At 40.0% G+C, this 21,927-nt stretch carries 21 protein-coding genes, 1 riboswitch and 1 other annotated feature; of the genes, 8 read left to right on the plus strand and 13 right to left on the minus strand.

Annotated features, from left to right (window positions below; translation table 11 throughout):
• Nucleotides 1-158: 158 nt before the first annotated feature.
• The 6 genes from IMZ31_RS14655 to IMZ31_RS14680 form a co-directional block, all read right to left on the minus strand.
• On the minus strand, nucleotides 159-497 hold the full coding sequence (locus tag IMZ31_RS14655) for a rhodanese-like domain-containing protein (RefSeq protein ID WP_036787572.1): 339 nt from the start codon (nucleotides 495-497) through the stop codon (nucleotides 159-161).
• A gap of 22 nt (nucleotides 498-519) precedes the next feature.
• On the minus strand, nucleotides 520-825 hold the full coding sequence (locus IMZ31_RS14660; RefSeq protein ID WP_207528044.1) for a rhodanese-like domain-containing protein: 306 nt from the start codon (nucleotides 823-825) through the stop codon (nucleotides 520-522).
• Nucleotides 826-996: 171 nt separating this feature from the next.
• Nucleotides 997-3,414 carry a leucine--tRNA ligase gene (gene leuS / locus IMZ31_RS14665; RefSeq protein ID WP_207528045.1) on the minus strand — a complete coding sequence of 806 codons (2,418 nt, stop codon included), beginning with the start codon at nucleotides 3,412-3,414 and terminating at the stop codon, nucleotides 997-999.
• A 70-nt stretch (nucleotides 3,415-3,484) separates the two neighbouring features.
• Nucleotides 3,485-3,701: a binding site (T-box leader), on the minus strand.
• 67 nt (nucleotides 3,702-3,768) lie between these two features.
• Nucleotides 3,769-4,719 (minus strand): ABC transporter permease, encoded by a 951-nt coding sequence (locus IMZ31_RS14670; RefSeq protein WP_207528046.1) that lies wholly within the window; start codon nucleotides 4,717-4,719, stop codon nucleotides 3,769-3,771.
• Nucleotides 4,712-5,626: an ABC transporter ATP-binding protein gene (locus tag IMZ31_RS14675; protein ID WP_207528047.1), complete on the minus strand. Its 915-nt coding sequence runs from the start codon at nucleotides 5,624-5,626 to the stop codon at nucleotides 4,712-4,714. The genes IMZ31_RS14670 and IMZ31_RS14675 overlap by 8 nt, the downstream gene beginning before the upstream one ends.
• A gap of 218 nt (nucleotides 5,627-5,844) precedes the next feature.
• Nucleotides 5,845-6,132, minus strand: coding sequence for a DUF2524 family protein (locus IMZ31_RS14680; RefSeq protein WP_207528048.1), 288 nt, complete (start codon nucleotides 6,130-6,132; stop codon nucleotides 5,845-5,847).
• Nucleotides 6,133-6,269: 137 nt separating this feature from the next.
• Here IMZ31_RS14680 and IMZ31_RS14685 point away from each other — a divergent pair, with 137 nt between their 5' ends.
• Nucleotides 6,270-6,830 (plus strand): tRNA 5-(aminomethyl)-2-thiouridylate-methyltransferase MnmM, encoded by a 561-nt coding sequence (locus IMZ31_RS14685; RefSeq protein WP_207528049.1) that lies wholly within the window; start codon nucleotides 6,270-6,272, stop codon nucleotides 6,828-6,830.
• A gap of 94 nt (nucleotides 6,831-6,924) precedes the next feature.
• On the opposite strand, the gene IMZ31_RS14690 is transcribed toward IMZ31_RS14685, so the two are convergent.
• Entirely contained in the window at nucleotides 6,925-7,962 is a 1,038-nt protein-coding gene (locus tag IMZ31_RS14690; RefSeq protein WP_207530414.1) for a tetraprenyl-beta-curcumene synthase family protein, read from the minus strand.
• 63 nt (nucleotides 7,963-8,025) lie between these two features.
• Nucleotides 8,026-8,802, minus strand: coding sequence for an alpha/beta hydrolase (locus IMZ31_RS14695; RefSeq protein ID WP_207528050.1), 777 nt, complete (start codon nucleotides 8,800-8,802; stop codon nucleotides 8,026-8,028).
• 76 nt (nucleotides 8,803-8,878) lie between these two features.
• Here IMZ31_RS14695 and IMZ31_RS14700 point away from each other — a divergent pair, with 76 nt between their 5' ends.
• The gene (locus IMZ31_RS14700) at nucleotides 8,879-9,406 is read left to right on the plus strand and encodes a gamma carbonic anhydrase (RefSeq protein ID WP_207528051.1); all 528 of its coding nucleotides are present in this window, start codon (nucleotides 8,879-8,881) and stop codon (nucleotides 9,404-9,406) included.
• Between the two features lie 46 nt (nucleotides 9,407-9,452).
• On the plus strand, nucleotides 9,453-10,334 hold the full coding sequence (locus IMZ31_RS14705) for a C39 family peptidase (protein WP_207528052.1): 882 nt from the start codon (nucleotides 9,453-9,455) through the stop codon (nucleotides 10,332-10,334).
• Here the strand turns inward: IMZ31_RS14705 and asnB are convergent.
• Together asnB and metK are read right to left on the minus strand one after the other, a co-directional pair.
• Nucleotides 10,327-12,234: an asparagine synthase (glutamine-hydrolyzing) gene (asnB, locus tag IMZ31_RS14710; RefSeq protein WP_207528053.1), complete on the minus strand. Its 1,908-nt coding sequence runs from the start codon at nucleotides 12,232-12,234 to the stop codon at nucleotides 10,327-10,329. The genes IMZ31_RS14705 and asnB overlap by 8 nt on opposite strands.
• A 323-nt stretch (nucleotides 12,235-12,557) precedes the next feature.
• The gene (gene metK, locus IMZ31_RS14715) at nucleotides 12,558-13,757 is read right to left on the minus strand and encodes a methionine adenosyltransferase (protein WP_207528054.1); all 1,200 of its coding nucleotides are present in this window, start codon (nucleotides 13,755-13,757) and stop codon (nucleotides 12,558-12,560) included.
• 310 nt (nucleotides 13,758-14,067) lie between these two features.
• Nucleotides 14,068-14,177, minus strand: a riboswitch (SAM riboswitch).
• A gap of 535 nt (nucleotides 14,178-14,712) precedes the next feature.
• Between metK and pckA the strand changes: the two genes are divergently transcribed.
• On the plus strand, nucleotides 14,713-16,302 hold the full coding sequence (pckA, locus tag IMZ31_RS14720; protein WP_207528055.1) for a phosphoenolpyruvate carboxykinase (ATP): 1,590 nt from the start codon (nucleotides 14,713-14,715) through the stop codon (nucleotides 16,300-16,302).
• A gap of 61 nt (nucleotides 16,303-16,363) precedes the next feature.
• On the opposite strand, the gene IMZ31_RS14725 is transcribed toward pckA, so the two are convergent.
• Nucleotides 16,364-17,140, minus strand: a complete 777-nt coding sequence (locus IMZ31_RS14725) for an alpha/beta hydrolase family protein (protein WP_207528056.1) — start codon at nucleotides 17,138-17,140, stop codon at nucleotides 16,364-16,366.
• Between the two features lie 92 nt (nucleotides 17,141-17,232).
• On the opposite strand from IMZ31_RS14725, the gene IMZ31_RS14730 reads away from it, so the two are divergent.
• From IMZ31_RS14730 to IMZ31_RS14740, 3 genes are read left to right on the plus strand one after another with little or no spacing between them, the layout of a single operon-like run.
• Nucleotides 17,233-18,222, plus strand: coding sequence for an ABC transporter substrate-binding protein (locus IMZ31_RS14730; protein WP_207528057.1), 990 nt, complete (start codon nucleotides 17,233-17,235; stop codon nucleotides 18,220-18,222).
• Nucleotides 18,223-18,237: 15 nt separating this feature from the next.
• Nucleotides 18,238-19,011, plus strand: a complete 774-nt coding sequence (locus tag IMZ31_RS14735) for an ABC transporter ATP-binding protein (RefSeq protein ID WP_207528058.1) — start codon at nucleotides 18,238-18,240, stop codon at nucleotides 19,009-19,011.
• Between the two features lie 55 nt (nucleotides 19,012-19,066).
• The gene (locus IMZ31_RS14740) at nucleotides 19,067-19,795 is read left to right on the plus strand and encodes an ABC transporter permease (protein WP_207530415.1); all 729 of its coding nucleotides are present in this window, start codon (nucleotides 19,067-19,069) and stop codon (nucleotides 19,793-19,795) included.
• Between the two features lie 42 nt (nucleotides 19,796-19,837).
• Here IMZ31_RS14740 and ytkD read toward each other — a convergent pair whose 3' ends face one another.
• Nucleotides 19,838-20,314: an RNA deprotection pyrophosphohydrolase gene (gene ytkD, locus IMZ31_RS14745; RefSeq protein WP_207528059.1), complete on the minus strand. Its 477-nt coding sequence runs from the start codon at nucleotides 20,312-20,314 to the stop codon at nucleotides 19,838-19,840.
• A gap of 38 nt (nucleotides 20,315-20,352) precedes the next feature.
• Nucleotides 20,353-20,943, minus strand: coding sequence for a hypothetical protein (locus IMZ31_RS14750; RefSeq protein WP_207528060.1), 591 nt, complete (start codon nucleotides 20,941-20,943; stop codon nucleotides 20,353-20,355).
• Nucleotides 20,944-21,047: 104 nt separating this feature from the next.
• Between IMZ31_RS14750 and IMZ31_RS14755 the strand changes: the two genes are divergently transcribed.
• Nucleotides 21,048-21,884 (plus strand): DUF6612 family protein, encoded by an 837-nt coding sequence (locus tag IMZ31_RS14755; protein ID WP_207528061.1) that lies wholly within the window; start codon nucleotides 21,048-21,050, stop codon nucleotides 21,882-21,884.
• Nucleotides 21,885-21,927 lie beyond the last annotated feature (43 nt).

The following is a 21,927-nucleotide window of genomic DNA, read 5'->3' on the forward strand; positions in this document are numbered from 1 at the left end:
ATCAATAACATAGGTTGAAATCATTATCATAACGCGATTCTAACCTAGTAATATTGGTATCATGAATAATCAAGCTATGAATACGATCGTATTCATCTATGTTCTACAATATATGAAAAGGGTCGCTATCTACTCAAAAAAGATAGCGACCCTTTATCTTACATAGGTTGAATATAATAGACAGATTGATGTTTTTTCTTTCGAATCATTTTAGCAGCCATTCTGACTCCCCTAAGATCGTCACTAATAAGCACGATCTCTTTAGTACATTCGAATTGTTCCTTCAATGCTCTCGGCAGGTAGGAAAGTGGAATATTTTCCGCTTCCGGATACGGACTACGATGCGCTGACACATAGTCTCTTACATCAATCACACAATAGTCATCGGAAACAGATTGCTGATCGATTTTCTTCATATAAAGAAGGGGCGAAATAAATTGCTTCGTAATGAATAAAGCTAATAAAATGAATAATGCAATAAGACCTAAAGTTTCCATGCTGTAACCCCCTTGCAATTTATCATATAACTTCTCCGCTCCAATCGAGCATTCCTCCGGCTAAATTTGTAGCCGTAAAACCGTGCTGAGCTAAAAACAAACACGCATTCATACTTCTAATTCCAGCTCGGCACACAATAATATATTCTTCATCTTTACGAAAGTTATCTAGTGAATCAGGAATTTGTTGAAGAGGAATATGCTTAGCAGAAGGAATGATACCTTGTGTAACTTCCTCATTTTCGCGTACATCTATTATAAGTGGTTGGTCATTTTGATTTAACATTTTTTCTAATTCCATCGCTGTAATTTCTTGCACTTCGTACACGGCTAGCTCCCCCTTTTAACTTATGCACTGCCTTATTTTATATCATTTTTTCTTGAAGTCAAGAGATACGTTTATGGGTATTTAACCCGATCGGAATACTCTGTTTTGTTGCCTTTTTAAAATAATTGTGTATAAAAAAAGAGGCTGCTTATAAAGCAGCCTCTTTTGCTATTAGTTTGCAACAATATTTACAAGCTTACCAGGGACGGCAATTACTTTGCGTACAGTTTTACCTTCGATCCATTCCTGGATTGTTTCATCTTCCATCGCAAGTTTTTCAAGTTCTTCTTTAGAAGCATCTTTTGGCGCACTTACTTTAGAACGAACTTTACCCATAACTTGAAGGACAATTTCAACTTCGTCATCAATTAGCTTCGCTTCGTCGTGAATCGGCCACGCTTCGTAACTAATTGTATCTTCACGGCCTAGTATGCTCCATAATTCTTCAGCTAGGTGCGGTGCCACTGGAGACAGTAGCTTCGCAAACCCTTCTGCATATTCTGCAGGAATTTCACTAGCTTTATATGCATCGTTAATGAAGACCATCATCTGTGAAATAGCTGTATTGAACCGAAGTGCTTCAAAGTTTTCAGTTACTTTCTTAACTGTCTCATGGTAACTACGTTCAAGATCTGTACTTTGACTACCTTTTTTAACTTTTTCAGAGAGACTCCCCTCTTCTGTAGCAAAAAGGCGGTATACCCGATCTAAGAAGCGACGAGCTCCATCTAAACCATTTGTAGACCAAGCTACCGATGCTTCTAAAGGCCCCATGAACATTTCGTAAAGTCGCAATGTGTCTGCACCGTGTGTCTCGACGATATCATCTGGGTTCACAACATTTCCTTTCGACTTACTCATTTTCTCGTTGTTTTCTCCTAGGATCATACCTTGGTTGAATAAACGTTGGAACGGTTCTTTAGTCGGCACCACGCCAATGTCGTAAAGGAATTTATGCCAGAAGCGAGCATATAGAAGGTGAAGTACAGCATGTTCCGCTCCCCCAATATACATATCAACCGGCAACCATTCTTTCAGTTTTTCTGGATCAGCTAATTGCTCGCTGTTGTCCGGATCAATGTACCGAAGGAAGTACCAGCAGCTACCTGCCCATTGTGGCATTGTATTCGTTTCACGACGACCTTTCATCCCTGTCTCTGGGTCTACGACGTTTACCCAATCTTCAATGTTAGCAAGCGGAGATTCGCCAGTGCCTGAAGGCTTAATGTTTTCTGTCTTCGGTAGTTCAAGAGGAAGATTTTCGACTTTTTCAGCCGTTACAGAACCATCTTCCCAATGAATAACCGGGATTGGTTCTCCCCAATAACGCTGACGGCTAAACAGCCAGTCGCGAAGACGGTAAGACGTTTTCTTCTCACCCTTACCTTCTTCTTCAAGCCACTCAATTGCTTTTTGAATGCCTTCTTTTTTATCAAGACCATTTAGGAAGTCAGAATTAATATGTTTACCATCTTCTGTATAAGCTTCTTTTTCAACGTCTCCACCTTCTAGCACTGCACGGATAGGAAGATCAAACGTTTTAGCAAATTCATAATCACGTTCATCGTGAGCAGGAACAGCCATGATTGCACCAGAACCGTAAGACATTAGAACATAGTCTGCTACCCATATCTGGATGCGTTCTCCATTTACTGGGTTAATCGCATATGCTCCTGAGAAAACGCCTGACTTTTCTTTCGCAAGGTCCGTGCGCTCTAAGTCACTTTTCTTCGTCACTTCATTTATATAAGCTTGAACCGCTTCTTTTTGTTCAGCAGATACAATTCGTTCAACAAATGGGTGTTCAGGAGCTAGGACAGCATACGTTGCACCGAACAAAGTATCTGGACGGGTCGTAAATACGGTGAACGTTTCATCGTGTCCATCTACTTCAAAGTGAACATCTGCCCCTTCAGATTTACCAATCCAGTTACGCTGCATATCTTTAATACTCTCAGGCCAGTCTAGGTCTTCAAGGTCTTCTAATAAACGATCTGCATAAGCCGTAATTTTAAGCATCCACTGTTTCATAGGTTTACGAACAACCGGGTGTCCACCACGCTCACTTACACCGTCTACAACTTCTTCATTCGCAAGAACTGTACCAAGTGCAGGACACCAGTTAACAGCCACTTCGTCTACGTAGGCTAAACCTTTCTCATACAGTTTCGTGAAGATCCACTGCGTCCATTTATAATAGTTTGGATCTGTAGTATTTACTTCACGATCCCAGTCATAAGAGAACCCAAGTGCTTGAATTTGACGACGGAAGTTATCGATATTTTGCTGCGTAAAGACAGCCGGATCGTTCCCTGTATCAAGTGCATATTGCTCAGCAGGTAGTCCAAATGCATCCCAGCCCATTGGGTGAAGAACTTCATAGCCTTGCATGCGTTTCATACGAGAAACGATGTCTGTTGCAGTCATTCCCTCAGGGTGTCCAACGTGAAGACCAGCTCCTGATGGATAAGGGAACATATCTAGTGCATAAAATTTTTCTTTATCACTACTGCTGTCAGCTTTAAAGACTTTGTCACCAACCCAGTAATCTTGCCATTTCTTTTCGATCGATTTGTGATCGTATGCCATTCCTTTGACCTCCTAGAACTTGTACTGAATAATGTGATCTGAGTATAAAAAATAAACCCCTCGCCCCAAACTCTGGGACGAGAGGTTTTGAATACCCGTGGTACCACCCAAATTAACGCCAATTGACGCTCACTCGAATCCTTAACGCGGAGAACGGCGAACCCTACTCTTACGTTCAGGTGCGCAACATCAAAGGTGAGTTCATAAAGGCCAAGGATAGCTTTCACCAGCCGCTACCTCTCTTCTTACTTGACATCTTTATTACTAGTCCTTATCACAGTTATTCAGACCGTTAGTATATGATAGTAAATTGTAAGCAATTCTTTTAACAATGTCAAGAAGACGAATCCCTAATTAAACAGCTATGTCGCGTTTCTTAAAGGAAGTGTACATAAGTGCATGAAAGATGACCAAATACATAAGAATGACCATTAACGAAAATAAAGGCGTTACATCGACAAACGGTTGACTAAGATGCATCGAAAACTCAACGTGTGAAAACAAAATATACTTAGCCCATTCATATTTTCTCAACATCATCATTACAGGTAACGTAGCGAAAGAGAAGAACATTGTAATCCCAATTGCCAATCCGCTTGAACGAAATAGTGCTCCTATTACAAATGCAATCGTCCCCATTACTACAACGTTTACCATCGCATAAAGATAACTTTGTAAGATCCAGAAAATTGCCGGCCACTCTGAAACGGACTCCCCATTCCAAGTCAAATGGGTGTAAGAATCATAAGGGAAGTATAAGAGTGATGCAACAAGTGAGGAAACAAGTAAAAGCAAAGCAATCGCAACAGAGAAGAGAAGTACCGTTACATATTTACTGTAAAGCAGCTTTGTACGCGTGGCCGGTCGAATAGCCAGTAATTTAATTGTACCTTTTTGAAATTCATGAGCCAAAATACCTGACGCCACAATAATGACAAATAAAACGATTAAAGAAAAGAAGTTAGCTGATGTATTCATAACATGCCAGAAACTCCCCACCTCAGCAGGCGCTAACCCTTCATCTAGACGATATTGGGCAAGTTCAATTTGCTCAACAGCATTCTTATACTCCTGAGAAGAAGAATCAGCTTCTGATTTTTGAGCTTCGTATGTGTTTATTTGTTGCTGTAGTCTTTGTTCAGTAGTATTTGGCCCAACTGATTCTTCTCGGTGGCTGTAATCCCATTTCAAAACTCCAAATATACCGAACACAGCAATTATAAGAATAATAGACATAATCCATGTACTCTTTCTTTGCATTAGTTTCATCCATTCATTACGAACTAAATTAACAAAACTACCCAACTTGCTCACCTCCTGTTACTTTCAAGAATTCGTCTTCTAATGTTGATTTCGTATTTTCAATTCCATAAACGAGAACCCCTTGTTCCACTAATACTTTATTATACTCTGGTACATGATCTTGAGTTATTGATAGGGAAATAGATTGCTCATTTGCTTCAATCCCTACTCCTTCAAATGCCTGCTCCAAAACATCTTTCGCTTGAATAGGTTGATTCACAGTAAACGTCCACTTCGTTTTCTGCGTTTCTTCGTTAACAGTACGAATATCAATCAATTTTCCCTTTTGAATAATTCCGACTCGATCACACATTAATTCGATTTCTGATAAAAGGTGACTAGAAACAAGAATACTCACCCCTTCTTCTTGAGCAATCTTACGTAAGTATGTACGAAACTCCCGAATTCCAGCAGGGTCTAATCCATTCGTTGGCTCATCCAAAATTAGAAACTTGGGTTTATGCAAGAGTGCTTGGGCTAAACCTAAGCGTTGCCTCATCCCAAGAGAATATGTTTTCACCTTGTCACCAATACGAGAAGTTAACCCAACTTGATTTATTACCTCTTGAATGCGTTCTTTCATAATTCCTTTGTGCATCCTAGAGAAATGGATCAGATTCTTATATCCAGACATGTAATCATACAATTCTGGGTTCTCAACGATTGCCCCCACTTGACTGATCGTTTTCTCATAGTTCTCAAGTAAAGAAGTTCCTCCAATGATTACATTTCCCGCAGTAGGTTTCATAAGACCTACCATCATTCGAATTGTTGTTGTTTTACCCGCTCCATTCGGTCCAAGGAAACCAAAGACCTCTCCTTCATACAAATCCAGATCCAGGTCATGGATGATCGTTTTGTTCTTAATGTCTTTTCTCAACCCTTTAAGTTGTACAACTGATTTGGCCATGTGTTATTACCCCCTTATAAATTTCCATCTGCCCCTATGCACACACTAAAATTCGTACCTCCATTGCCAATAATGCCAGAAGCTAAAATAGAATCGTTCGTACTTCATTTGTTATACGTTACTAACCAGATTTAGTTTCAAGGTTTTTAGGTTTTTTACATTTTTTTCTTGCTGAGAACACAAAGAAACCCTGCGCCTCTATGCGCAGGGTACTTCATTTATTGCTGCTTATATTCCCCTAGATCTTCGTGATCCAAAATCATGTCGTTTAAAACTTGTGTCACTTGCAAATGCAAACGGTGAAGCTCATCTTTCTGTTGATGGTTGGCGCTATGCATAAGCTTTTGAATTTCAGTTTCTGCTTCTTCTAAACCAAGTTGAGCCTGGCTATACTCATCATTTGGCTGATAACCGACTTGGTTAGCCTGTTCTAATTGTTCTCTGGCAGTTTCCATCTTTCTTTTTGCCACTTCTACCATGTTTTCTATGGATTCACGTGTCGCCATGATTATCACCTCATTCCTATAATGTGCATCAGACCTATTCCTATGCATTTCAATTCACTTTTGCTATTTGTATAGACATGCTACAATGCATCATAGGAAAATGCTTCGAAACACAACTTAAGAAGGAGATCTTACCTATGTTGTACCGTATCTTAGATTATGCACATCATTTGTTAGAACAATCAATCGCCCCAGGCGAAACAGCCCTTGATGGTACAGCCGGAAACGGCCATGACACTGTCTTTTTAAGTAAGCTCGTTGGAGACAAAGGAAATGTGCTTTCCTTTGACATTCAGGAACAAGCGATTGAATCCACGCATGACAGACTCGTGGAACATAACATTCATAATGTCAACCTTATTATGGATGACCATGCTCACTTCAAAAAGTATATAGATGAAGATGCCGTTTTAGGTGGGGCCATCTTTAACCTCGGATACCTCCCAGGCAGCGACAAAACGATTGTTACTGAAGCAGCTTCAACACTTGAAGCCGTTCACGGAATTCTAGAAAGGCTTAAGAAAAAGGGGCTTTTAATCCTTGTTGTATACCACGGTCATGAAGGTGGCCAAGAAGAAAAGGAAGCCCTACTCAAATCCCTTTCAAAGCTAGATCAAAAACAATACAACGTCCTTCGTTACGGATTTTTGAATCAAGTGAATACTCCGCCATTTATTCTGGCAATCGAAAAGAAGTAACACATTAACGCATAAAAGCGTGCCAGACACCCTTTAGTTTGATAAAGGGTGTCTGGCACGCTTTAGTATAGGAAAGCAAAATAAAACCCGTCCTCTATGCTAGGGCGGGTTTTATCTTGTGATACAGTTTTGAGTTCATGTAGAAGAATTTCGCTTTTGTGCCGCTTACGCTTAATAGTTCTTTCACTAACGGACGAGCCCCTTGAAGCTTTTGAACTTTCGAATCAGCTAAGTAAAGACCAACAAGTCCTTTTTGTACCATATGATGAAAAGAAGCATGAGGTAGCGGGTTAACATGTAGCTTTGTTTGATCAATAAAGTACAGGAAGCGCTCCTTCATATGATCTTCATGATCATAATATGTACAGAAATTTAAGTCTCCTTCTTCGAGGTCTTCCTGCTGATCAATATAGTAGTCCAATAATATATGGAGCCCCTGCATATATGGGAAATATCCGTTATAGACTTGCGACGCCACTTCCTTAGTCAAATGTTCTCCGTGAGCGTAAGAGACAAGGCAAAAGACCCCAAGCGTTGAACCAGAACAAGCAGAAAACTCATACCAGCTAAGGTCTTTCCAACGCTTCTGATGGTTATCAAACCAACTCTTCAAACGACCCACACGTTCATCCATTTTTACATGCTTATGAACTTGCAAATCACAATATAGGTCCGCTAATTCATATAGATAATCCTTTATCTGTGGATAATTAGAAAGTTGTCCAAGTAAATTCTGACATGTTTTCACAAGCTCTTCTAGGTACCCTCCATCATCCTTCTCTTCACGTTCTGCGTAATAATCCCTGATAGGATTTCCTGGTGTTAATGCATCCCTCATAGAAGTATGTAATGCTCGAAAATCCCGGGGGTCTAAAGATGTACTCCGATCACACAAGTTGTCTAAGTAATCCGAAATCGTTTGATAAGCAACTACAAATTGGATGGCTTTATCCCGATTATCCCCTGCCAAAATCGCATAAATCGATCCCCCTTCACAATGAAAGGTTTTGTTTTCTATTGAATCGAGAGCTTGTCTACGAAGCTCTTGGTTGGGAATTTGTTCTGCTCGCCCCTTCCAATAGCCTAATTCCTTGTGAACCTGAGGGAAAATCTTCCGGTAAATCGTAGCCATTAAGGGAATGGCCCGTTTTGGTATGGAGCCCAAAAGAAGCAACCTCCTTTTTATTACACTATTCTATAGATGCATCTCCAGAAATGATTTAGCATACTGAAATACATCATCTTGTTCGGGATCATTAAAGATCTCATGGTATAATCCTTCCCATTCTTTATAAAACTTTTCATGAATGTGAAGTGAATTAAACCATTCTTGTGTAGCGTCTTTATTTACTATTTTATCATCTCCAGCTTGCATCACAAGCGTCGGCACATCTTGATACTTGTCGATATTTTGAAAAGCTAGTTCAATTCCCTTCTCAAATTCTTTGTACCAGCGTACAGAAACTTTCTTTAACATTAAACGATCACCGTGATCCCTCTGTAGTACACTTGTGTTCCTTGTTACGTGCTCAGGATTTAAATTGCCTTTTAGCTGTAATTTAGGTGCCACAATATTTAACCCCTTAGCAACCACCTGAAGAGGCTTAGGAGGAGGGTTTTGAATCCCTAACCCCGGTGAGGAGAGTACTACAGCTTTAATAGGTAACTCCTGCTCCTCTAGTAATCGAATTGCAGCAAGACCTCCCATACTGTGGGCCAGTAAAAAAATAGGTAAGTTCGTTTTTTGAGCTTCTTCCACCCAACTGCGAATCTCCTCTAAGTATTCTTCAAAACGGTCAATATGCCCTTTAACCCCATCGTATTCTCCGTGAGCAGGAAGATCGCCATATATAACTTCATATCCTTCATTGACCCACCGATTCGCCAAGTCATTATATCGACCGGAATGTTCAAAAGCCCCGTGAACAATTACTACAATCCCTTTAGCACCTTTTACGGTAATATGCTTCATACAATCTTCCTCTCTCCTATAGTCTTCTCCCTTTTGTTATACTTATAATATCAACACAATCGAATGGAGGATTCAAATGATCTACCCTTACAAAGGACATATGCCAACTATTCATGACACAGCTTATATTGCAGATGACGTTATTATTACTGGAGATGTTGTAGTAGAAGAGGAAGCAAGTATATGGTTTAAAACCGTCATTCGTGGAGATGTAGACCGAGTACATATCGGAAAGCGATCCAACATTCAAGATCAGAGTATGCTGCATCAGAGTCCAGGGAATCCCCTTAATATAGAAGATGATGTAACAATAGGACATCAAGTTATATTGCACTCAAGCATTATTCGACAAAATGCCCTTATTGGAATGGGCTCTATTATATTGGATGGAGCTGAAATCGGTGAAGGAGCTTTTATTGGGGCAGGTAGTTTAGTTCCCCCTAACAAAAAAATCCCCCCAAAAACACTTGCATTGGGCCGTCCTGCTAAAGTAATACGTGAATTAACCGATGAAGACGTTAGGGATATGGAACGAATAAGAAGAGAGTATGTTGAAAAGGGGCAATATTATAAAACGATAACGCCCAGTCGTCCCGATCTCTAAACTTCACCCGCTGAAGAGTCTCAATTACTAGGAGGCATATGCATTTATGTATATTGTACTTTTCTCAACCTCTGTGGTTCTTGCTGTGCTACTTTGGACGATCAGCCTTAGACCAAATCTACGAAACTCGTATAAGCGATTGCTTAAATGGTATAGTGTTCTTTTTATTGCTTGTTCTTTATTTACAGGATTGATTACTGTTCAGACATATAAATCAACGCTTCAAAGCTTATGGAGCGAAACATCAAACGTTAAACATGTTTCCGCGAACCAGGAAAAAACAGAGAAAGAGTTCGGGAGCTATCCATTAATCGAAGACTATCACTTAAAGCAAGAAGTCCATATAGAAGTTCCTAACGTTACACAATATCCAGAACTGCCAAGAGGATGTGAGGTCACCTCTTTGAGCATGCTTTTAGACCATTATGGTTACGATGTAGATAAGATGACGCTAGCTAAAAAAGTAAAAAAGTCTGAAGAGGTGTATCAAAACATTGACGGTCAAATTCATTACGGAGACCCAAACGAAGGATTTGTAGGGAATATGTACAACCTAAATGTACCTGGATTCGGAGTTTATCATAAACCTATTGCCTCACTTGCTCGTCAGTATGCTGGGGAGCGTGTTTATGATTTCTCAGGCGGGAGCTTTTACGAAATTCTTGAGCATCTCGATAATGGACAACCCGTTTGGATCATTACAAACACCTTGTACAAACATTTGCCCGATCATCTATTCGAATATTGGATAACTCCAAACGGAAAACAAAAGATTACGATGAAAGAGCACTCTGTTGTAGTTACTGGGTATGATTCAGAATATATGTACTTTAATGACCCTCTTACGGGCCAACAAAAAAAAGCACCCAGAAACGACTTTAAAGAAGCCTGGGTGCAATTGGGGAAGCAAGCAATTGCCATTAACTAATGGTTAGCTTGCTTTTTGTTTGATCTTCACTAATTAATTCTTCAAAGGAAAATTTCCGCTCAACGAAAATTTGATGCCATAACATAAACATAAGAACGGTCCAAATCTTCCTAGAATAGTCGCCTTTTCCTTGAACGTGATCTTCAAGCAATTGAGACACAGCTTTCTTCTCAATCAGGTGATCCGTTTCACTCTCTTGGATAAGCGTCTTCGCCCATGTGTTTAATTCGTCTTTTAACCAATGACGAATCGGAACTGGGAAGCCAAGTTTCTTTCGGTCTAGTACATGATCAGGAACAATGCCTCTTGAGGCTTTACGTAAAATGGATTTCGTCGTACCATCTGCGATTTTCATATCAACCGGAATTTCGCGGGCAACGTTAAAGACTTCTTTATCCAAGAACGGAACACGAAGTTCAAGAGAATGAGCCATTGTCATCTTATCCGCCTTCAGTAAAATGTCTCCACGCATCCAAGTATGAATATCAACGTATTGCATCTGGTTCACAGGATGATAAGCACCTGCGTGATCATAGAGTGAACGCGTTAATGATTGATAAGAAGATTTACTATGATAATCCTTAAGCAATTGTTGCTTTTCGGTTTCTTCAAACATCTTCGCATTACCGATGTAACGGTCACGTAAAGGTGTAGTCCCTCGCTCTAAGAAGCTCTTACCTTTTACACCTTCTGGCATAACCTTAGCTACTCGTTGAAGCAAGCTCTTAGCTACACCAGGCATAGAATCAAACATTTTTAACGATTGAGGCTCACGATAAATGTTGTAACCACCAAATAATTCATCAGAACCTTCTCCCGATAGCACAACGGTAACGTGTTTACGTGCTTCACGCGCTACAAAATAAAGAGGTACGCAAGCTGGATCTGCTAAAGGATCATCCATATGCCACATAATTTTCGGAAGCTTCTGGACGTACTCTTCTGGAGTAATGATATAGGAGTGATTCTCAACGCCAAGTTTCTCTGCTGTTTCTTTCGCTACGTCTACTTCAGAGAATCCGTCGCGTTCAAAACCAACTGAGAACGTTTTTAAGTTGGGATTAAACTCACGTGCCATAGCAACGATAATGGATGAATCGATTCCCCCAGAAAGGAAAGATCCAACTGGTACATCACTACGCATGTGTTTGTTCACAGAATCATACATGACATCTTGAATCCGTTTAATCCATTCACTTTCACTACCAGCCACTTGTGTAAAGGTAGCATGCCAATAACGATGAAACTTAATGGCTTGACCTGGCTTCTTAACAAAATAATGGCCTGGCTCTACCTTAGAAATTCCATCTGTTAGAGTTAGAGGTTCCGGAACATATTGATAGCTTAAATAATGTTGCAATGCTTCTGTATTTACTAATTCATTTTCCTGTAGCAGCGTAATGCTCTTCTTCTCTGAAGCGAAATATGTGCCACTATGTTGTTCACTATAGAATAATGGCTTAATGCCGAATGGATCACGAGCTCCGTAAAATGTTTGCTCTTCCTTATCCCAAATTAAGATCGCGAACATACCGCGCAGATAAGAGAACGCTCCTTCTTGCTTATCCTTAAACAATGCCGCAATAACTTCTGTATCTGATTCTGTTTCAAATGTATATCCTTGTTTCTGAAGGTCTTCACGAAGTTCCACATAATTGTAGATTTCTCCGTTAAACACCATCCAAATTTTTTCATCATCATAGCTAAGAGGCTGATGGCCACTTTCTATATCAATTATACTTAAACGGCGAAAGCCAAAAGATATGTAATCATCATGATAATACCCTTCATCATCAGGGCCACGATGAGTGATAATATCGTTTCTTCGCTTAAAAGACTGTTTTTGTTCTTCATCTACTGGAGATGGAACGTCTCGAATAACACCAATAAAACCGCACATACGAAGATCCTCACTTTCATTCTCACTTTGATATTTCAGTTTATCACAAAATGGCTATAACTTTCAGATCGCCCCCGGCATCCTTAAGTTTTCGGGGCGGGTTCCCTGTACATTTGTTTCTATACACCACAAGTATTCGTTATACCCGTGAATTTATAGTCGGTAACATCTAATTCAAAATTACACCATGATTATGACAGACTCTAATATTTTATCATGTTTTCGCATAAGGGAGGACAAGGATTACAATTCAATGATAAAAACAATCGCAGTGAAACAAAAAGAGCACGGAATTACTATGCAATTCCGTGCTCCTACCTATACTATAAGTTTGCTAGTTGTTTTAACTCTTCTGCTTTATCCGTTTGCTCCCATGGGAACTCAACATCTGTTCGGCCAAAGTGACCGTAAGCTGCAGTGTCACGGTAGATTGGGCGACGAAGATCAAGCATTTTGATAATGCCAGCTGGACGAAGATCAAATTTCTCACGTACAGCTTCAACTAATGCCTCTTCTGAAACTTTCCCTGTACCAAATGTATTGATTGAAATCGACACAGGTTGCGCAACACCAATGGCATAGGCTAATTGAACTTCGCAAGAATCTGCTAATCCGGCGGCTACAATGTTTTTCGCTACGTAACGAGCTGCATAAGCAGCGGAACGGTCAACTTTAGTAGCGTCCTTACCACTGAAGGCTCCACCACCGTGACGTGCATATCCGCCATACGTATCTACTATAATTTTACGGCCTGTTAAACCAGCATCCCCTTGAGGACCACCGATTACAAAACGACCTGTTGGATTAATGAAGTATTTTGTTTGTTCATCAAGCAATTCTGTAGGAACAATTGGAGCAATAACTTGCTCTTTTAGATCCTTTTGAATTTGCTCTAGCGTTATTTCTGGGTGATGCTGCGTGGAGATAACAATTGTGTCAATACGAACAGGATGGTCATGTTCGTCATACTCTACAGTAACCTGGGTTTTGCCATCAGGGCGTAGGTAAGGAACTGTTTCATCATTGCGCACGTCAGACAAACGTTTCGCCAATTTGTGAGCTAAAGAGATCGGAAGGGGCATAAGTTCAGGCGTTTCGTTATTTGCATAACCAAACATGAGACCCTGGTCTCCTGCACCAATATTCTCAATTTCCTTATCAGTCATTTGACCTTCTCGTGCTTCAAGCGCTTCGTTTACCCCTGCAGCAATGTCTGGTGATTGTTCATCAATTGCCGTAAGTACTGCACATGTTTCTGCGTCAAAACCATATTTGGCACGTGTATAACCGATTTCCTTAATGGTATTACGGACGATTGATTGGATATCCACGTACGTATTTGTTGAAATTTCTCCTGATACGAGAACTAACCCTGTTGTAACTGTCGTTTCACATGCTACACGAGCGTTAGGATCATTTTTTAAGATTTCATCTAGTATGGCATCAGAAATTTGGTCACAGATTTTGTCAGGGTGCCCTCCTGTAACTGATTCTGATGTAAACAAGCGGCGGTTTGCAGCCATTCCCTCAAACTCCTCCTTTAAAATACTCTTATCTTTGAGACGGAACTCATCACCCAGCTATCTATTCAGAAAAAAGTAAAACAGAGTTATGTAAATTCTTTTTATATATGAATTTACACCGATCTATTCTATCGACCTGGAACAGTTTCGTATATTGTAAACGAATGAAAAAAATACATGAGAAAACGTCGAAATTCGCTATATCCAGCAAATGCCGATGACTTTCAATATACCTTAGAAAGCGTTTAGAAACCTTTCGAAAGTATAAAAAATCCCTTCCCATAACGAGCAAAGGGAAAGGGTCCATTCGCTCTTATCGTTCAAGGAGGTCTTCCTTGCATCAGGTTAGCACCTTTTCATCTAAGGATGACGGTTGCTGGGTTTCATAGGGCCTGTCCCTCCACCTTCTCTGGATAAGATAGTTTCCGTTCGCGACTTATCATAACGTTTTAGCCCTTCTATGTCAACTGAATATAGAGCGTTATCATTGCTTTATTGAATGTTACACGAGCACTTTTTCACTCAAGTATAAACGTGCGAATTTAGACACTTAGAAATTCATTGATAAACGGGGTTGCTGATTATAATTGACTTTGGAATACGGAACATTAAACCAAGGAAAAAGGTGAGTTGACATCGAAGTAATATATTATAGAAGTAAAACGCTTGTGCATTTTTCCATCTCCGACACCTCAGTCATTCTATTCATTATAACTTTTCACCTTTTCTTTTACATTTACAGTCACAATTTTGCCGTAATTTCATTATAAAATAGTATGGACTAATAAAATGAATGTGTTATACTAATGACACATTGAGTCTGATCCTATTCAAAAGATTGTATAGCCCAAGAACAAGAAGGGTTAGATCTCAACTTGGATTCGTCATTAAAAAATGATTTTGTTAGGTTCACTATCAAAGTCAAAAAATATTAAATAAAGGCAGGTTCTTGAGCATGAATACGGTGAATCAAGCGTCCATAATTAAAGAATTAATTACACAACCTAATGTGTTAACCAATTTGTGTGTGGGAGAACTCGTTGAAAAAGTTCTTCAACGTAACGAGGGTACACTAACTGCTACAGGAGCGATCAGAGCCGAAACAGGACGTTACACCGGCCGATCCCCTCAAGATAAGTTCATCGTTAAAGATGAGGTTTCAAAAGACACAGTTGATTGGGGTACCGTGAACCAACCCATATCAGAAGAAATCTTTGAAAACCTTTATCATAAAGTCGTAGATTTCCTAAAAGAAAAGGAAGAAGTATTTGTTTTTAATGGCTTTGCCGGTGCAGACGAACGCTACCGATTACCTATTCAAGTAATCAATGAATTTGCTTGGCATAACTTGTTCGCCCACCAACTATTTATACGCCCTACTGAGGACGAATTCGCCGATCATGTAAGCGAATTCACGGTTATCTCTGCCCCTTCCTTTAAAGCAGACCCCGCTCAAGATGGCACACGCTCCGAAGCCTTTATTATGGTGTCATTTAAACATCGCGTGATCCTTATCGGAGGGACCGAATATGCGGGGGAAATTAAGAAATCGATCTTTTCAGTTATGAACTACCTACTACCGGAGAGCGATGTTCTACCTATGCACTGTTCAGCTAACGTAGGGAAAGAAGGCGACGTGGCATTATTCTTCGGACTCTCGGGTACAGGGAAAACTACCCTATCTGCTGATCCCGAACGTCGACTAATCGGCGATGACGAACACGGTTGGTCTAACCGCGGAGTCTTCAACATTGAAGGTGGATGCTATGCAAAGTGCATTAACCTTTCTGAAGAAAACGAGCCGCAAATCTATAAAGCCATCCGGTTTGGGTCTGTGCTTGAGAATGTGATTTTGCATCCTGGCACAAGGGAACCGGATTATGAAGATACAACTCTAACGGAAAATACACGTGTAGCTTATCCAATCCAGAACATCCATAATATTGTTGAACCTAGTATTGCAGGTCACCCTAATACAATTATATTCTTAACAGCTGATGCTTTCGGCGTGTTGCCACCGATTAGTAAACTGACAAAAGAGCAGGCGATGTACCATTTCCTTAGCGGTTACACAAGTAAACTAGCAGGAACTGAACGTGGTGTTACTAGTCCAGAAGCAACGTTCTCTACATGCTTTGGTTCTCCATTCCTTCCAAGACATGCTTCGACTTATGCAGAAATGCTTGGAGAGAAAATAGATCAATTTAACTCTAACGTCTTCCTGGTTAATACAGGATGGACCGGTGGAGCTTATGGAGAAGGTCACCGCATGAAACTATCTCACACTCGCGCTATGATTCATGCTGCACTAGAAGGTGAGCTTAACTCCACTGAAACAGTCATAGACCCCATTTTTGGATTAGAAATACCAGCTCACTGTCCTGGAGTTCCAGACGATGTGCTGATCCCGAAACGTACTTGGAAAGATGAAGCACAGTATGAAGAAAAAGCTCATGAACTAGCTACTAAATTTCATGAGAACTTTAAGAAATTCGACGGGGTCAGCGAAGAAATTCGCAAGTCAGGCCCTACCTTTACAAAATAACTATTGCTCCCACATCTCCAAACATATATATAACGGCTATCCCATACTGGGGTAGCCGTTTCTATTTCTTTAACCAATCTGTTAATTGCTTAACAGTATGACGATTTACTTTTGGGGGGAAATAATGATCTAACTCATAATAAATCCAGCTCGTATGAGGAATTTCATGTTTTTGTAATTCTTCTTCCAAAAGCCTTGCATGGTCAACAGATACATTTTGATCCTTAGCTCCATGAATAATACACACAGGAGTCTCCAGATTTTTTATAGACGTAAGTGGTGTTCTGGCCACAAACCTTTCAGGGAATTTATTAGGGCCTCCCCCAACAACACGCTTTAGCATCCTCCTTAAGTCAACACGCTCCTCATAAGTTAGGGCCACGTCTGTCACTCCTCCCCAACAAACCACTTTATGAATACCAGGGACTTCAAGAGCCGTCCATAATCCCATAACTCCCCCACGAGAAAACCCAAATACATTCACTTCTTCATTCACCATAGGATGATTAAAAAGGACTCTGGCCCCATTATGGCCATCTTTACGATCACTTAAGGCAAAATCTTCTCTACCTTCTCCCCCCATATTGCCACGATAGCATGGAGCAAAGACAACGAAACCGTAAGAAGCAAATTGAACAATCCTACCGATTCGAACTTTGCCAACACCTTTAATACCGCCGCGGAGATATAAAAACCCCGGATATTGTCCTTTCTCTTTCGGTTCTACTAAAAAACCTTTCACCTTTAACCCATCGCTCCAATACGTAACAAGAAATACGTGCAACTTAGGATGAGGAGAAGGGTATCGTTGTTTTGAAATAATCGTTCCATCTTGCATAAAAAAACTCCTTTATAGGCATTCACACAAATTTAACAGCCACATACGATAACGTATCCATTTAGATTGATCTTACAGGAGGATTATTGGTAATGAAAAAAATTCGTTTGCTTTTATATGTTTCGTTAGTGGCTTTACTTACATTCCCCTTAGCTGCATGTTCTCAATCACCAACAACGATTAAGGTAGCAGAAGTGACGCGGTCTATATTCTATGCCCCGCAGTATGTGGCACTTGAAAAGGGTTTTTTTGAAGATGAAGGTCTTGATGTGGAGTTAACCACTACTTGGGGCGGGGATAAGACAATGACGACCCTTCTTTCTGATGGTGCGGACATTGCTCTTGTAGGCTCAGAAACATCAATCTATGTTTATGCCAGAGGAGCTTCAGACCCAGTCATTAACGTTGCCCAACTTACTCAAACAGATGGAACGTTTCTTGTTGCCAGAGAGGAGCAGCCAGAATTTAAGTGGGAAGATCTAAACGGAAGCACCTTCCTTGGTCAACGTAAAGGCGGAATGCCTCAAATGGTTGGAGAATATGTGTTGAAAGAACAAGGCATTGACCCAAAAGAAGACCTAACATTAATTCAAAATGTTGATTTCGCTAACATTCCGAATGCATTTGCTTCTGGCACAGGTGATTATGTACAGTTATTTGAGCCAACAGCAAGCATTTTCGAACGAGAAGGTAAAGGTCATATCGTTGCTTCCTTTGGGGAAGAGTCAGGGCACGTGCCTTACACAGTATTCATGACAAAGAACAGTTTCTTAGAAGAAAAACCTGAAGAAATGGAGAAGTTTACACGCGCTATTTACAAAGCTCAGCAGTGGGTTCAGGATCATTCTGCCGGAGAGATTGCTGATGTCATTCAACCCTATTTCGAAGACACGGAAATTGATTTAATTGAAACTGTAGTTGATCGCTATAAAAGCCAAGGCTCTTATGCAGAAAATCCAGTACTCGATGAGGATGAATGGAACAACTTAAAAGCGATTATGGAAGAAGCAGGAGAACTCCCTTCAGACGTGGATCATAACACGCTTGTAAATACAAAGATCGCGGAAGATGTAATGAAATAAGGAGGAGTGTGTAAAATGACTTTCCTCAGCCTAAACCATATTACCCACCAATACTTTTCGAAACAAGGGTTTACGAAAGCCATTGAAGATGTCTCGCTTTCCATAGAGGAAGGACAGTTTGTTTCCTTCCTCGGCCCTAGCGGCTGTGGAAAGACGACACTTTTATCCATCATAGCAGGACTATTAACTCCCACCGAGGGAACCGTAACCATTCAACGACAGCCTAGTTCAAATACCAACATTGGATATATGCTACAGCAGGATTACTTATTTCCATGGAAGACGATCCAAGAAAATGTGTTGCTTGGTCCTCACATTCAAGGTAACATCACGGAAATGAAAAAAGAGAAAGCCATTCAGATTTTGGAAGAGATCGGTCTTGAAAGCGTCGTTAAATCTTATCCTAGTCAACTTTCAGGCGGGATGCGTCAAAGGGCTGCTTTAGCAAGGACCTTAATGACAGATCCTAAGCTATTACTCCTTGATGAACCATTTTCAGCATTAGACTATCAAACAAAATTAAAACTCGAGAATTTGGTCTCTCAGATGCTAAAGCAATACGGAAAAACCTCCTTACTTGTTACTCACGATATCGGAGAAGCGATTGCTATGAGTGATACTGTTTACGTCCTTAAAGCACGTCCAGGTAGAATCGCAAAAACATTCCAAGTTCCTGATCATTTACGTACGTTAACACCTTTTGAAGCAAGACAGCATGCTGATTTCAATGACCTATTTCAAACTATATGGAAGGAGCTAGATCAGCTTGAATCGGAATCCATCAACTGATGAAACACGTTTTCAGCAGCATTTAAAGAAACTACAAAAAGAAAAGCGTTCAATAATGATATGGCAATTGATTATATTTACTAGCTTCTTTAGCCTATGGGAAATGAGCAGTCGCCTAAGATGGGTCGATCCGCTTCTTTTCAGTTCACCTACTAAAATTGGCGATTTGCTTTTAACCAAGGTAACTGACGGCTCAATCTTTATGCATATGCGAGTCACACTCTTAGAAACAGTAGCAGGATTTTTGCTTGGAACCGTTTTAGGTATTCTGTTAGCGGCTACTTTATGGTGGTTCCCAAAACTATCTAAAATCATTGATCCTTATCTTGTTATTTTAAATGCAATGCCTAAGGTAGCGCTTGGACCAATAATTATTGTCGCATTAGGCCCAGGCTACTTCTCTATTATCGCAATGGGAGCTATTATCTCCGTTATCATTACTACCATTGTTGTCTATTCAGCATTTCAAGGAGTCGATAGAAATTACGTGAAAGTCCTAAGAAGCTTTGGTGCGAATAGGTTCCAAATCTTTAAAGAAGCTATACTCCCCGCTTCCTTCCCTACGATTATATCGACCTTCAAAGTTAACGTGGGACTTTCATGGGTTGGAGTAATCGTTGGTGAATTCCTCGTTTCTCAAAAGGGATTAGGGTACTTGATTATTTACGGATTCCAAGTATTTGACTTCACGCTCGTCCTTGCAAGCCTTATGATTATCGCAATCTTCGCTGCTATCATGTATCAACTTGTGGAAAGGTTAGAGCGAAAGTTGATACGGGGATAAACCGATAAATGAGTACCATAAAAAAACTCAGCATCTCGGAGACTAATCCAAGAGCTGAGTTTTCTTAATGTAATCTAAACTGTGAGGTAATACCTCATCCTTCATCATAAAGCTAAACTGAGAGTTGCGCTCTAACCCTTTCGGTAACGTATCCAAGCATACAGGCCCTTTCGTTTCGAAATATGTTTCCTGTTTAGTCAGGTTAGAAATGGTTGCAAAATAAATATTCTTTATAATACAACCGCCCTTACCATCCACATGATACTGACCGATATAGGATAAATCTTCAACTTCTCCCCCAGTCTCTTCCATGACTTCACGAACAGCCGCTTGTTCTGGAGTCTCTCCCTCTTCTACTTTCCCACCAGGAAATTCGATTCCCCGATCTTTATGCTCTGTAAGTAGCCATTTTCCATCATAACGACTAATGACCCATACATGTTTTGGATGTTCAGAAAAGGGATGATCGGTAAAAGAAAGCTTCACTTCATTATGGTAATAATCATAAAACGTAATCAATAACGATCAACTGCCTTTATTGCTTCATTTCCTTTTCACTATGAATGGCTTATTCCATCAATAATCCAACCTTCATTCGTATGCGTAAAGACAAATGAAACCGTGTACTTTCCATAAAGATCACTAGTATTATGTTGAGTAACAGCTATACGCCCATCCTCTAACGTTTCAGTTGTATAAGATTCGTTTTCTTGAAACCAAGGTGGTGTATCAGTTGGAAGGATATACAGTCCATTATTATATTCTTTATAATAAAAATCAACATATTCCTTTGCAACAGATTCATTTGCTATGGATGAAAACGACTTAATCAATTCTTTTTTGCTATCATATGCCACTACACGTGACTCTTGATTGGACTTTTGTACAAGTTGATCCATAAATTTACTAGTGACAGATGTTATAATTTCTTCTGTTAAGATCTCTTTTTGTTGCGCTTTATTGGAAGAAGATGTTAATTCAGGTTTCTGTTCTTGTTTTTGGTGGAAAGTTAATTCTGTATGACCGGTGTGATCAGATCCAGATAATTGGTCCTGCGCATTTAGCAAATCAGGCTGTTGATTTGATATCACTACAAGTAACGCTACCAAAATAATAGGAATGATTGCAACTTCTTTACCTAGGTTCATATCTGTTGCCCCCTGTTTCTTATGGTGTGTTAATAACCTATTTCCTTTTTGCAGCACGAAATAAACTCAAATTCAACTAAATTGATTCTTAGGAGGGAAAATTCATGAAAAAACATGTACAAATTTGGTCAGCCTTATGCTTTATATTGGTCATGATGATAGGTTGTTCTGGTCAGTCTGAAGAAAGCGGAGCAGAAGGAGAGACTACTGAAGAGAACAAAGACCTTTCTGCTGTAGAAGTTTATGAGAAATCCTTAGAAGCTACAGGGGAGCTAGAAAGCTTTTCATTATCAACAGACATTCAACAATCCGTTAGTATGGGCGAACAAGGTGAACAGAATATTGAGATGTCTTCAGAAGGCGAGTTCACACTAGACCCTATTGCTTATCACTTGGTAACAGAAGCCATGGGACAAAACATCGAAATGTACTATATTCAGGATGGCCTTTATTTTAAAGATCCAAACAGCGGAAATTGGCTTAAAGGACCGAAGGACTTAATTAACCAGCTTAGCCAGGCAGATACAATGCAACAAAGACCGAAAAAACAACTTGAAATGCTTCAAGATTATTCAGAAAGTCTAACAATGGATGAAACGGATGATGGTTTTGTTATACACTTAGAAGCCAACGAGGAAGATATGAAGCAGTTCATCGAGAGAGCTTTATCAAACGGAGGATCTATTCCAAAAGATGCAATGGAGCAAGTCACAATTCATGATTTGGCCTTTGACCTTACAATAAGTAAGGAAAAATACTATCCAAAATCACTAGATATGACAATGGATATTTCTATGGAACAGCAAGGTAGCACAGTCTCCGTTAATCAAGAGATCCAATCAACTTACGATAAGTACAATGAGATTGAGGAAGTTCGTGTCCCAGAAGATGTGAAGGAAAACGCAGAAGACATAAGCAATATGCAAGGAACCACTCCATAACACAGAACAAGAGGCCGCTCATTGAGCGACCTCTTATTTACTA

Source organism: Pontibacillus sp. ALD_SL1, from assembly GCF_017355605.1.